At 64.2% G+C, this 12,830-nt stretch carries 9 protein-coding genes; 1 reads left to right on the top strand and 8 read right to left on the bottom strand.

The features are described from left to right. Nucleotides 1-2 precede the first annotated feature (2 nt). Genes DOM33_RS13740 through DOM33_RS13715 form a run of 6 tightly spaced genes read right to left on the bottom strand, consistent with a single transcriptional unit; the run spans nucleotide 3 to nucleotide 5,192 of the window. Entirely contained in the window at nucleotides 3-734 is a 732-nt protein-coding gene (locus DOM33_RS13740; protein WP_110669889.1) for a heme ABC transporter permease, read from the bottom strand. A gap of 44 nt (nucleotides 735-778) precedes the next feature. After that, nucleotides 779-1,504, bottom strand: a complete 726-nt coding sequence (ccmB, locus tag DOM33_RS13735) for a heme exporter protein CcmB (protein ID WP_239495369.1) — start codon at nucleotides 1,502-1,504, stop codon at nucleotides 779-781. Continuing rightward, entirely contained in the window at nucleotides 1,491-2,129 is a 639-nt protein-coding gene (gene ccmA / locus DOM33_RS13730) for a cytochrome c biogenesis heme-transporting ATPase CcmA (protein ID WP_110669885.1), read from the bottom strand. Before ccmA ends, ccmB begins: the two co-directional genes overlap by 14 nt. Further along, nucleotides 2,126-2,671 (bottom strand): cytochrome c-type biogenesis protein, encoded by a 546-nt coding sequence (locus DOM33_RS13725; RefSeq protein ID WP_110669883.1) that lies wholly within the window; start codon nucleotides 2,669-2,671, stop codon nucleotides 2,126-2,128. Before DOM33_RS13725 ends, ccmA begins: the two co-directional genes overlap by 4 nt. Next, entirely contained in the window at nucleotides 2,662-3,207 is a 546-nt protein-coding gene (locus DOM33_RS13720; protein ID WP_110669881.1) for a DsbE family thiol:disulfide interchange protein, read from the bottom strand. The genes DOM33_RS13725 and DOM33_RS13720 overlap by 10 nt, the downstream gene beginning before the upstream one ends. Next, on the bottom strand, nucleotides 3,204-5,192 hold the full coding sequence (locus tag DOM33_RS13715; RefSeq protein WP_204352707.1) for a heme lyase CcmF/NrfE family subunit: 1,989 nt from the start codon (nucleotides 5,190-5,192) through the stop codon (nucleotides 3,204-3,206). Before DOM33_RS13715 ends, DOM33_RS13720 begins: the two co-directional genes overlap by 4 nt. A 623-nt stretch (nucleotides 5,193-5,815) precedes the next feature. On the opposite strand from DOM33_RS13715, the gene DOM33_RS13710 reads away from it, so the two are divergent. Then, nucleotides 5,816-7,834, top strand: a complete 2,019-nt coding sequence (locus DOM33_RS13710; RefSeq protein ID WP_110669878.1) for an autotransporter domain-containing protein — start codon at nucleotides 5,816-5,818, stop codon at nucleotides 7,832-7,834. A gap of 261 nt (nucleotides 7,835-8,095) precedes the next feature. Here DOM33_RS13710 and brxL read toward each other — a convergent pair whose 3' ends face one another. Beyond that, complete coding sequence (gene brxL, locus DOM33_RS13705) at nucleotides 8,096-10,189, bottom strand: BREX system Lon protease-like protein BrxL (RefSeq protein ID WP_110669876.1); 2,094 nt, start codon at nucleotides 10,187-10,189, stop codon at nucleotides 8,096-8,098. A 3-nt stretch (nucleotides 10,190-10,192) separates the two neighbouring features. Beyond that, entirely contained in the window at nucleotides 10,193-12,718 is a 2,526-nt protein-coding gene (locus DOM33_RS13700) for a PglZ domain-containing protein (protein ID WP_110669874.1), read from the bottom strand. Nucleotides 12,719-12,830 lie beyond the last annotated feature (112 nt).

Genomic DNA, 12,830 nt, shown 5'->3' with positions numbered 1-12,830 from the left:
GGTCACTTCACCGCCTCCCGCACCCAGCGGGTGCGCGATTCGCGCTTGAGAATCTCGCTGCGCAGGCGGTAGAGCGTCAGCGCGGTGAAGAAGCAGTAGAAGCCCAGCACCATGAGCAGCAGCGGCATCCACATGCTCTCCGGCATGGCGGGGCGCTCGGTCAGCGTGAAGGTCGCCGGCTGATGCAGGGTGTTCCACCACGACACCGAGTACTTGATGATCGGAATGTTGACCACGCCGACCAGCGTCAGCACCGCGACCGCCTTGGCGCCCTGCTCGGGGCGGGCGAACGCGCCCCGCAGGGCGATGATGCCGATGTAGATGAAGAGCTGGATCAGCATCGAGGTCAGCCGCGCATCCCAGGTCCACCAGGTGCCCCAGGTGGGGATTCCCCACACGGCGCCACTGAACAGCCCCAGCAGCGTCATCGCCGCGCCGAAGGGCGCCATCACGCTGGCCGCCATGTCGGCGAGCTTGATCTTCCACACCAGAAACACCACCGAGGCGAAGGTCATGGCGAGAAAGACGCTCTGCGCCAGAATGGCCGCGGGCACGTGGACGTAGATGATCCGGTAGCTGTCGCCCATCTGATAGTCCGGCGGCGAGAACGCCAGCGACCAGACCGCCCCCACCGCCAGCAGCACGGCCGCGGCGATCCAGAACGCCGGCTGCAGCCGCCCGCAGAGTTGATAGCACCACTTGGGCGAGCCCAGCTTGTGTATGAATTTCCACATTCCGATCTGCTTACCTCTCAATGCATTCATCCCGCCGGAGCGGGTCAGCCGTCGACGCTGATACGCAGCGCACCGGCGATGGCGAACGGCGCGCCGGCGATCGCCAGCGCCAGCATGGCGCCGAGCAGCGCCATCGGGGCCGCGACCGGGTCACCGACAATGGCGGCATTCACCGCCCCGGCGCCGAAGATCAGCACCGGGATGTAGAACGGCAGGATCAACAGCGACAGCAGCACCCCGCCCCGGGGCAGGCTGACCGTCAGCGCCGCGCCGACCGCGCCGATCAGGCTGAAGGTGGCCGACCCCAGCAGCAGCGCCGCCATCAGCGTGGCGACCCCTGCGGCCGGCAGCGACAGCAATAGCCCCAGCAGCGGTGCGATCAGCGACAGCGGCACCCCGGTCAGCAGCCAGTGCGCGAACGTCTTGGCCAGACAGAGCGCCGGCAGCGGCTGCGGCGAGAGCAGCATCTGCTCCAGGCTGCCGTCGTCGAAATCGCTGCGGAACAGGGCGTCCAGCGATAGCAGCACCGCCAGCAGCGCGGTGACCCACAGAAGACCCGGGGCGAGGGTCGCGAGCAGCGCCGGTTCCGGCGAGATCCCCAGCGGGAACAGCACGATCACCAGCGCCTGAAAGAGCAGCGGATTGATCCACTCGCTGCCGCGGCGCCGGGCGATCGCCAGCTCGCGCTTCACCTGCCTCACGCAGGTGGCGGCCAGCCCGCGGGGCGCTGGCGACGGCGCCGCGGTCGAGGTCGACTCAGGCAGCGGCATGCGTGGCTCCCAGCCGCAGGCGCTCGATGCACGCGGTCGGTGCAAATTCATGATGGGTGGTCAGCACCACGGCCCCGCCGGCGTCGCGGTGCGCCAGCAGCCGCTGCTCCAGCCAGGCCACGCCGGCGCGGTCGAGCGCGGTGAAGGGTTCGTCGAGAATCCACAGCGGCCGCGGGATCAGTTCGAGCCGCGCCAGCGCGATGCGCCGACGCTGCCCGGCGGAGAGCTGCCCGGCGGGCAGATCCTCGAAGCCGTAGAGCCCCACGGTCTGCAACGCGGCCTCGATCGCGGCCGCGTCGACGCGAAGATCCGCCAGCGCCGCGGACCAGGCAAGATTCTCCATCGCGGTCAGCGACGCGGTGACGCCGGGCTCGTGGCCCAGATAGAGCAGTGCCGCGCGGTAGTCCGCGCGCGCCCTGGCCAGCGGCTGGCCGTGCCAGCTCAGCGTCCCCGCCGTTGGCGCCAGCTGCCCGGTCAACAGCTTGAGCAGGGAGGTCTTGCCGCTGCCGTTGGGCCCCTCGATGCGCAGCAGGGTGCCGTCGACGACCTCGAGATCCAGCCCGTGCAGCAGCTCGCGCTCGTCCCGCTCGCAGGCGAGCCCGCGTCCTGTCAGCGCGACCGTCATGCGTCCCGCCCCGGCTCGCCGGCGCGCTCTGGCTCACCGTCACGTCCGGGCTCATCGTTACGTACGTCGTGACGCGCGATCAGCCCGTCGAGATGGCGGCGCTCCTGTGCGCTCAGGGTGTCGTCGCCGGTACGCCGCCGGCGCACGACGAACAGCGCAACGATGCCGCCGCCGATGACGATCAGCCCGAACGGCAGCCCCCACAGCAGCCAGGTTCGCGCTTCGAAGCGCGGATCGTAGAGGGCGTAGTCGCCGAAGCGCTCGACCATGGCGTCCTCGATCTCGGCGTCACTCGCGCCGTCGCGCAGCATGGCGGCGACCCGGGCGCGCATGTCGCCGGCAATCGGTGAGTTCGAGGCGCCGATCGACTCGTTCTGACACTTGGGGCAGCGCAGCCGCCCGCTCAGCGCCTCGAAGCGCTGGGCCAGCGCCGGGTCGTCAAAAGACTGGACGTCGATCGCCGCCTGCGCCGTCATCGTCAGCAGGAGCAGCAACAGCCACACCATCGGCCGGGCGAGCCCCAGGAGACGCTTTACCGCCATTTCGCCATCTCCGGCAGGATCACCTGCTCGACGTCGTCCGGGGTGATGTAGCCGGTGTGGTGGTAGCGAATGACGCCGTCGCCATCGACGATGAAGCTCTCCGGGGCGCCGTAGACGCCGAGGTCGAAGCCGAGGCTGCCTTTCGGGTCGAACAGCGACACCGCGAAGGGGTCGCCGTAGGTCTCGAGGAATTCGTTGCCCTTGTCGCGGGTATCCTTGTAGTCGACGCCGACCAGATGCACGCCGCGGTCGGCCAGCGTCTGAAGCTGGGGCATCTCCTTCTTGCACACCGGGCACCACTCGCCCCAGACGTTGACCAGCGTCACCTCGCCCTCGCTGTCATCGCCGCCCTCGAGCAGCGAACGGTCCAGGCGCCGGTCGGGGTCGTCGAGCGTCGCCAGATCGAAGGCCGGAAAGCGATCAGCGAGCTTGGCCGAGTCCCGCGCCGAGGGGTCGTGGGAGAGACCCCGGTAGAGAAAGACCACCAGCACGGCAAAGATCAGCAGCGGCACCAGCAGGAGCAGACGACGTTTCATGACAGCGCCTCCGGGGAAGAGGTCACGGCAGCGCGGGGCGCGGTTCGGCGGCGGTAGCGGCGATCCAGCACTGCGAGCACGCCGCCCGCGGCCATGATCAGCGCGCCGAGCCAGAGCCAGCGCACGAAAGGTTTGATCTGGATGCGCAGCGACCAGTCGCCGTCGTCGACCTCGTCACCCAGCGCGACGTAGAGATCGCTGAAAAGCCCCGGGCGCAGGGCAACGTCGGTCATCGGCATGCGGCTGGCCTGATAGAAGCGCTTCTCGGGGTAAAGTTCGAATGCGTGGCGCCCCGGCGGCACGACCTCGATGGTGGCGGTATCGGCGAGATAGTTCGGCCCGCGGCGTTCGTTGAAGTCGGTCATGGTGAAGCGATAGCCACCGACCTCGACCGTCTCCTCCGGCCCGAGGCGCACGTTCTGCTCCGCGCTGTAGTTCGACACCATCACCACGCCGACGATGGTCACCGCGACGCCCAGGTGCCCGAGGAGCATGCCCCAGTAGGCCGGGGTGAGTTTTTTCAGCGCCGTCCAGCGCCCCGGCGAGCCCTCATGGCGCGGGCGAATTCGATGGATCAGGTCGCGGGCGAGCGACAACACCAGCCAGAGCGCGAGCAGCAGTCCCACCGAGACGCCGAGATTCCACTTGCCGCCGTAGAGCGAGGGAACGATGGCCGCGATGACCACCGCCGCCAGCGCCGAGAGCGCCAGCCGCTTGCCCAGCTCCCGGCCCGGCATGCGCTTCCAGCGCGCCAGCGGCCCCAGCCCCATGAACACGCAGAGCAGTGCGGTGAGCGGCACGAACAGCGCGTTGAAGTACGGCGGGCCGACGCTGATCTTGCCGAGATCGAGCGAGTCCAGCAGCAGCGGATAGAGCGTGCCCAGCAGCACGGTGACGGTGATGATCACCAGCAGGATGTTGTTGATCAGCAGCAGCGCATCACGGGAGAACCAGCCGAACCCGGAGGCAGAGACCACTCGGGGGGCGCGCAGCGCGAAGATCGTCAACGACAGCCCCACGGTGATCCCCAGCAGAATCAGGATGAAGGTGCCCCGGGCCGGGTCGTTGGCGAAGGCATGCACCGAGGTGAGCACGCCGGAGCGCACCAGAAAGGTGCCCAGCAGCGACAGCGAGAAGGTGAAGATCGCCAGCAGCACGGTCCAGTTCTTGAAGGTGCCGCGCTTTTCGGTCACCGCCAGCGAGTGAATCAGCGCCGTGCCGGCGAGCCACGGCAGCAAGGAGGCGTTCTCGACCGGGTCCCAGAACCACCAGCCGCCCCAGCCGAGTTCGTAGTAGGCCCACCAGCTGCCCAGCGCGATGCCCACCGTCAGGAAGGCCCAGGCGAGGTTGGTCCAGGGGCGCGCCCAGCGGGTCCAGGCGGCGTCCAGCCGACCGCCGATCAGCGCCGCCAGGGCAAAGGCGAACACCACCGAGAAGCCCACGTAGCCCATGTAGAGCATCGGTGGATGGATGATCAGGCCGAAGTCCTGCAGCAGCGGATTGAGGTCGTTGCCGTCCGCGGGCACGTTGGGCAGCAGCCGGGAGAAGGGGTTGGAGGTCATCAGGATGAACAGCAGAAAACCGCTGCTGATCCAGCCCATCACTGCCAGCACCCGGGCGAGCATGTCCCGCGGCAAGTGGCGGGAGAAGACGCTGACGGCGAAGCTCCAGCCGCTCAGAATCAGCGCCCACAGCAGCACCGAGCCTTCGTGACTGCCCCATACCGCGCTGAGTTTGTAGTACCAGGGCAGCATCGAGTTGGCGTTGTGGGCGACGTAGGCGACGCTGAAGTCGTCGAGCAGGAAGCTCGCCGCGAGAAAGAGAAACGCCAGCGCCAGAAACGCGAACTGGCCCCAGGCCATCGGCTGGGCAAACGCCATCCACAGCGGACGACGCTGCGCTGCCCCGATCATCGGCACGCTTGCCTGAACCAGCGCCATGGCCAGCGCCATGATCAGGGAGTAGCTGCCCAGTTCAGGGATCATCGTCGTCATGGAACCGCTCTTTACTCAAGGGATGGTCTTGCTGGCCGCGATCGCTCGGCTCGATCTCGCCTCACCGTGCCAAACCGGCTGTGGATACCTCACAGGATGTGGATATCTCGAACGCCGCCCGCGGTGGCGACGTCACCCCGAGCGCATCACCGAAAGACGCGAGGCGCGATCTTGAAGCGCCGGCGGTCGCGAGAACGCGATGTCAGCCAGCTTCGCAGGCGAATCAACGGCTTAGTCAGCGAAGTATCCAGCGACTGAGGCAGCGAGAGCCCGCACGCAGCGCGCAATGCCCCGCCGGCCGGGCCGATCGCGGGGCGCTACGATACCAAAACAGACCGCGGGTGGCCCGTTTAGCGTGCGAATGATTTATTCCTCTAGCCGTCGCTGCCTTCTACCGACCGCCTGCCCGGTCATCTCCCCAGTCTTATTCCCGGTCATCTCCCCGATCATCTCTCCAGTCATAATGCCGACTGGCCGCATCGCGCTGGACGCGCCGGCACTCGGCCGCGTCGCGTCTTTCTTTAGCGCCGCCTACCCCGGATTAACGCAGCAAAACACCCGCTAATCGCCGGCTTCCCGCCGCTCGCGCCGCTTACGCTAGGCGCTCCTTCCCGATGCCCGAGCCCGCCGTGGACCTTCCCTATATCTATCAGCTGCAAGAAGCTTCCTACGAGACGCTCATCGAGCAGCGCTTCAGCGTCGCCGTCGTCGACATGGACGACACCGGCATGAGCCGCGCTCAGGTCGAAGCGATCGAGGCGCAGGACAAGACGCTGATCACCTACTTAAGCATCGGCGAGGCGGAGGACTACCGCGACTACTGGGATCGGGTGAGCGCCGACGGCGTGCCGAACTACGTGCTCGACGAAAACGACGACTGGGAGGGCAACTACCGGGTCGAATTCTGGCAGCCGGCGTGGCAGGCACTGATGGCCGAGCGGCTCGAGGAAGCGGTGGCGCTGGGCTACAGCGGCGCCTATCTGGATATCGTCGACGCCTACACGGTGGAATCGGTCCGCGACCGCTATGACGGCGAGGACATTCGCGCCGCGATGCAGGATTTCGTCATCGGCCTCTCCGAGCATGCCAAGGCGCTCGACCCCGACTTTCTGATCGTGCCGCAGAACGCCGTCGGCCTGCTCGGCGAGACCGAAGACACGCCCGAGCAGCCCAACGTCGCCTATCTCGCCGCCATCGACGGCGTGGGCGTGGAAGACCTGTGGTACGACGACGACCGCCCCTCGCCCTGGACCGAAGGCGATCTCGAATTCCTGCGCACCGCGCTGGATGACGGCAAGTTCGTGATCGCCACCTCCTACCCCACCGAGACCGCCAACCAGCGCGCCTTCATCGCCGGCGCCTTGAGCGAGGGGCTGCTGCCCTTCGTCGGCAACCGCCCGCTGGACGGCACGTTTTCCGAAGTGGAGATCGCCCCCGTCGACGGCTACCCGCTCACCTGGCCCGGCGGGCTCGCGCCGACGGGTACGCTCGACCTCACCGACCTCGCCTTTCTCTCGCCGCAGCTGCGCTTCGCCGACCGCCGCGCCGTCATCGCGCTGACCCGCAACGACGTGGCGTTTGCCGATGTCGCGACCACCGCCAACGCCCGCGAAAGCGCCGAGGGCGTCGAATCGCTGGGGCTGGGTAACGCGCTGTTCGACACCCTCGTCACCCAGGATGCCGCCACCGCCGACCGCGCCTTCGGCCAGCTCGCAGGCAACCTGCACCCGGCAACGCTGACCGCGCTCTCCCAGGAGGCACTGCAGCTGCAGTCGCTGATGCAGTCCCGCCTCACGCGGATGGACCCGACCGATGCCGTCGCGACCGGCACCCGCGTCTGGACGCAGGGCTGGGGCGCGCGCAGCGAGATCGACGCCGACAACGGCTTCGACATGCACTCCAAGGGGCTAGTGGTGGGCGTCGACGCCGCGACCGGCACCGGCTGGCAGGTGGGCGCGCTGGTCGGCACCGGCGAGGGACGGCTCAGCATGGATGAATTTGACGCCCGCACCGAGCTGGATCACACCCACCTCGGCGCCTATGCCCGGCACCGCTTCGGCGACAACGAACTGCGCCTCGGCGCCGCCTACATCGACAGCGACGCCGACAGCCGCCGCCGCGTGCGCTTCGCGGATGTCGACGACACCCTCGAGGCCGATTTCGATGCCGAGACGCTCACCGCCTTCGCCGAGCTTTCGCGGCACTTCGCACTGGGCGCTGCAACGCTTTCGCCCTTCGCCGGGGTGAGCGTGGTTTCCACCCGGATCGACGACATTCACGAGCACGGCGGCCCCGCCGCGCTCACCATCGACGGCGAACGCGAGACGAGCCCGTACGCCCAGCTCGGCCTGCGCCACCGGCAGACGCTGGGTCTCGATCGCGTGACGCTACGCAGCGAGATCGCCTGGCAGCGCCGCCTGGACGACGACGCCCCCGAACTCAGCGCGCGTTTCGACGGCGGCGACACGTTCTCCGTGGAAGGCACCGACGCCGCCCGCGATCTGCTCCAGGTCGGTGCCGGCGTGGGCGTGGCGCTCACCCGCGACGTTTCGCTCGACGTCGGCTACGCCGGCCGATTCGGTGACGACCTCAAGGACCACGGGGGGAATGCGGCTCTGACTTGGCGGTTTTGAGACAGAACTCGAATGCAATATAGAAGCTGGCTGGGGCGGTAGAGAGCGCAATGATCGGCTTACAGTAGATACCGCTCTAGCAGAACATGGCTAAGTTAATATGACACATCCTTGTATAGCTATTATACAAATGAGATTAATATAATTATATAAGGCATTTAATTTATCTCGCACACCTTAATGTCCAAAAATAATTAACGGGCAGCAAGATTTGAGTTCAAAAAACAAAATCCAACTTGGCGTGAATTTAGGTAATGACAACTAACGCAGAAAAATATCGATTTTCGTCTCAAGACATCTCCTCATGCTTAGATCATGCGCTCCTACCCCGTACCAAAGGTCTGGTTTCTGATAGAAATCCAAGCCCCGGCCAATCTTAATCACCCATCCATTGCCGATCCGAATCTCTCGATCGTGAAGGTTCTCATTAATCAGAATTTTTAATTCGACATCCAGCTCAAGAAGGCTCTGCTTGAGCTCCTCGAACCGCTCATTGAGAGCCTTAAGGTCCGTATCCTGGTCATAGCTGGTGGTCAGCACGATCTTGCGTACCTTTGGCGACTTGATCACTGCCTCACAGAAACGAACGAAGTTATGCACCTGATGGTTAGCCCTGATGTAGGGGTCATCAATCTCCACCAGCTTGGCTCTCTGAAGGTACGGGAGCAACAGCGACTCGTAGCTATGGCCTGTATCCCCATAATGGATGGTGAAGTGCTGCTCCTGGGGTTCGGCTACCGCCGCATCGGGCATGCCCTCAGCCACAGGCGCCGCCGCCTCTGGCTGCAGCTCTGCTTCAGCACTGGGAACGCCCGAAAGGGCAGGCGTGGACTGACCCTCCTCATCACCAACATGAATGTTGCGTCGGCTCGGCTCCTGAGTTGCCGTGGCATTCTGCGATTCCGGGCAGTAGACCACCACCTCTTCACCCGAGGCGGTGAAGTAGGAGAGATTGATGCGCGAGAACTCGTCGTCGGTCTTGCGCTTGTTCATCTGCTCCTTGATTCGACGGCGAGTCTCCACCGCATAGGCCACATACTCCTCGAACTCTTCATCGGTCGGCTTGCCATTGGGGTGCAGGATCTTCAGGAAGGCGCAAAGCGTCTTCTTGATGCCCTTCTCGTCCCTGCCCTCCACGGCATCACCCAGCTTCACTCGGCTAGAGACCTCCTCATAGCGGTTGGTCTGCTTGAACTGGTAGTGAAACGCTTCTGCCAGGTAGTCGGTGATGAAGCCGTAGTTGCCGGTCAGGAACTCGCTGCCATTCTTGGGCATCTCCCAGCCTGGCAGGTAGCAGGCAAAGCGGTCCTGAATAGCCAGGTCGAATTCCTTGGGTAACGGCTGGAAGAGGTCGTACACCTCGGAGTTGACGATCTGCTCCACGGATAGGTCCAGGTTGCCAACGAAGGTCATGGAGGCCTGGGCGATAACCTCGACGCCGCGGGAGAAGCGACCGTTGGCCATGAAGTCCTTCATGATCTGGATGGTATCGGGATCCTTGATCTTGATCCCCCCAACCTCATCGAAAGCGACCGTGTCCCAATACCCCACCAGGCCGATCTTGCGACGCTGCACGTTGTAGAACAGCGTCGCCTTGGTGGCCTGCCCCCCACTGATCAGCGTCGAGTAGGGAGAAAACTCGCTGTAGAAGTAGGACTTGCCGGTGCCACGGGGCCCCAGCTCGATGAAATTAAAGTTGGGTTCGATCAGCGGCGCCAGGCGGGCGATGAAATGAAACTTCACCCGTTTCGACAGCTTGGTCGGCTCCAAGCCTACGGAGCGCAGGATCACATCCATCCAGTCATCACGGCTGAAGGCATCGCGTCCCTCGCAGTAGCGATCGAAATCGAAACGGCTCAGCTGGATCGGGCGCAGGTCCTCGACGAAGAAGGCGTAGTCGTCATCCTCGATCTCGTTGTAGCCGATAGTCACCTCGGCCCACAGCCCGCCCTGAAGCAGCCGCTCATTGTCGCGATAGAACTTTTCGCTGATCGCCACGCGCCGGGAATCGAAGTTCTCCAGGGCCGCCCAGTGCCGCCGATCCTTCTCGACATAGTTGACGTGCACCTTGTCGATGAAGCGGTGCTTTCCCTTAGTCGCCACTCGGGACTGGGCGGCGTTCGCCTCATTGGGCCGCACGTAGTTGTCGTTGAGGGTGTCCAGCACGGCTTCCATGCCGGCCTGAATCTCCTCCGGCTCATCACTGGCGCAATAGCGCGCCAGCAGGAACTCCAGCACGAAGGTGGGCACGTTGGTACCCTTCTTGATGCGGTGCAGGAGGTCCTTGCGCACCACCTTGCCATCGAAGAGCGAGGTCAACTGCTGGTCGAGTTCATCCTGGTCAAACTGATCCATGGCTTACACTGCATAGTCCGTTTCTAGATCGATCTGGCTGTATATGGCATGCGTCCGGGGATCGAGAGCCTTCACCTTGAACTTGCCCTCAAATTCCATCTGCATCTTCAGGTTCACCTTCACTGACTCCCCTGGCTGCAGACTAAGGGTGCCGGTTGCCGGGTTCACCGGACCGGTAGCTCTGGCCTCGCCGACCACCTCCCCCTTCTTGTCATGCGCCTCCAGCAAGATCTCATAACTACCCTCGCTGGAGAAAATATCGGCCGCTTCAACGGCCACATCGATCACCGGCACTCGGGTAGTGATACGGGTCGCACCCTGTTTGTAGCCGATGCTGACGCTGGCCTGCTGGACACTGGGCTGCTTATGGCTCTTGAGCTGCATGCAAATCACCGGCACCACGCACTCCTGTAACGACAGGCCACCATGGAAGTACTCTAGTCCACTCCGATAGGGTGCCATGGTTAGCGGGGCCGCCAGCCTGGTCGCGTTGCTGCGTATCCCTAGACGCTCGGTCTCCATCAACAGATGGTGATCATCCGCGGAGCCTTCGCCGAGCGCACAGCGATCATGGACGATCAGCCAATCACCATGCGGCTTGGTCGCCACGTCTCCGGCCCCGGCGTGGCTATTCATGAAGAACCCGTGGTCGGTGGCGATCACTACCTCATGGAAGCCGTGCTCCACCAAGCGATGCACTGCCATACGGATCCGCTTCAGGGCATTGGTAATCTCCGCGGGCGCCGTCTCGGGGTGGTTCTCGAAGTGGCTGTCGATCTCGACGGAGCGAAGCACCAGCAGGTCCGTCTCTTTATCGATCTCGGGCCCCTTGTTGCGAACGAAGTCCTCCAGGCGCATCTCGGCGAAGCGCTGCCCGTATCGGCGCCGGAAGGCGTCCATGCGCTGAGTGACGGTCGCCACGGGCTTGCCATCCAGCAAAGGCACCACCCCATCCGCGTTCTTATCCAGCGACAGCAGGTCGTTGGCCCCAGGCAGAAGGCTTGCCATACCTACCGGCGTTACGCTGGGCAACTGAACCAACGCCGGCTGCATCTCGATCGCCCCGTCTTCGGCCAGCTGCTTCTCGAGGGCTACTCCCAACTCATAGCGCAGAGCATCCACCATGAAGAAGGCCACCCGGTGGCCGTTCTGCTTGAGCTGTGGCGCCACGAGCCTGTCGAAGACCTGAGTATTGGCAAGCATGCCGGGCAGCGGCCAGCCCGCCTTCTTGACCAATCGCATGAAGCCCTGCTGGACCGACTCCGCCACCTTAGCGTAGCGCTTGCGGGCGCGCTGAATCAGGGACGACATCTCGCCCCGAGTGTCTTGCCACTCATAGTCGCTCACTGCCTGCTCGAACTCACGATGCAGGCGATCGACTTCACGCAAGCTGCCCACATAGAAATGGACGAGGCCTTCCAGGCTCTCGGTATTCTCTGCCAGGCGCTGTTCGAGATCTTCACAGACCTGAGCCAGTGCAGCCGCTGCCTCGACCAGGTACCACTTTTCCCGGCTCTCGCCCTGGCACGTCCAAACCGAGTGGTCATGCCTAACCAGGATGGTTCGGACGCGCTCGATATCCCCCTGGTCGAAGGCCGTCATCGCCTGGATCAGGAAGGTACGCTCCTCGAAGGGGAAGGTATCGCGGATGCCCAGATCGGTCAGCGCCTCACAGTAGCCGGGCAGGTTCAGCTCGTGCTCGATCTCCTCGGCCTTCTCGATATAGATATCCTGGCTACGTCGGTCATTGCGCAGGGTATCGCATAGCCCCTCGATGATCGGCCGTGCGCCCTCCTCCGCCCTGGGAATATCGGCCAAGGCTTCGGGCAATGTCTCGGGCAGGTCGAAGACGAATTCGCTGAACAGCACGAAGCGCCAAAGCTCGTCGCTGATGGAGGACCAAGTCTTGCCGCGGGTCCGCAGCTTCATCCCCAATGTTCTCTTGAATAGGTCTCGGACCTCGCTGACCCAGGCGTCATTGGCCTGCAGGGCTTGCTGTTGGCGGGTATCTGGCGCCATCAATCCCGATAGGATATCGCGGCTAGACTCTGCCCCAAGTTGCGCTCGCAGATTTGGCCAACCCACGCCGCCGCCTACAGCGTCGATCACGGCAAAGTCGGGGGTAGCGTCGTCGATGAAGAGCCGACGGATCTCGTCGGCATGCTCCGGCTTGGCCTTCAGACACAGCGATTGGAAGCTATCACCGTCGCCGGCCGGGAACACGGCGCCGCAGGCTGCAAAGGGAGAGAAGGGATCGACCTGCTTGTGCTCATCATCCAAGGGTGCCTCAGAAGGCACATACACCAGCAATTCTTGGAGCTCATTGCGGCCGAGACGCTGCAAAGCACGCATGGCATGCTCCCGACTCTCAATGCTGCTCTCGGTAGCGTCTACCACCGCGGTGCCATCACTGGCCAACCCCTGGCAGAGCCGGCGGTAGCGGAGCTCGGCATCGTAGACCACCACGACCGAACTCTTGCGTAGCCTCTCCGCCAGCACCTGCTCCTGGATATAGGCCTCAATACTCATCTAGATCACACTCCTGTTCCCTGGCGTATCGCCTGCCGAGTCTCATGCCCGGCTGAATTCTCAAGCCTGCTGATGTTCATCAGTAAAGACCAACCAGCAGTTTATGGTTCAC

It is taken from the genome of Salinicola halophilus (genome assembly GCF_003206155.1).
Lineage (GTDB): Bacteria > Pseudomonadota > Gammaproteobacteria > Pseudomonadales > Halomonadaceae > Salinicola > Salinicola halophilus.
The sequence above is the reverse complement of the archived record's forward strand: the minus strand, read 5'-3'. Positions and strand labels throughout refer to the sequence as shown.

Bases quoted from the DNA above. Each gene is read 5' to 3' on its own strand.
- DOM33_RS13740 (WP_110669889.1), bottom strand. From the start codon at position 734: ATGTGGAAATTCATACACAAGCTGGGCTCGCCCAAGTGGTGCTATCAA.
- ccmB (WP_239495369.1), bottom strand. From the start codon at position 1,504: ATGCCGCTGCCTGAGTCGACCTCGACCGCGGCGCCGTCGCCAGCGCCC.
- ccmA (WP_110669885.1), bottom strand. From the start codon at position 2,129: ATGACGGTCGCGCTGACAGGACGCGGGCTCGCCTGCGAGCGGGACGAG.
- DOM33_RS13725 (WP_110669883.1), bottom strand. From the start codon at position 2,671: ATGGCGGTAAAGCGTCTCCTGGGGCTCGCCCGGCCGATGGTGTGGCTG.
- DOM33_RS13720 (WP_110669881.1), bottom strand. From the start codon at position 3,207: ATGAAACGTCGTCTGCTCCTGCTGGTGCCGCTGCTGATCTTTGCCGTG.
- DOM33_RS13715 (WP_204352707.1), bottom strand. From the start codon at position 5,192: ATGATCCCTGAACTGGGCAGCTACTCCCTGATCATGGCGCTGGCCATG.
- DOM33_RS13710 (WP_110669878.1), top strand. From the start codon at position 5,816: ATGCCCGAGCCCGCCGTGGACCTTCCCTATATCTATCAGCTGCAAGAA.
- brxL (WP_110669876.1), bottom strand. From the start codon at position 10,189: ATGGATCAGTTTGACCAGGATGAACTCGACCAGCAGTTGACCTCGCTC.
- DOM33_RS13700 (WP_110669874.1), bottom strand. From the start codon at position 12,718: ATGAGTATTGAGGCCTATATCCAGGAGCAGGTGCTGGCGGAGAGGCTA.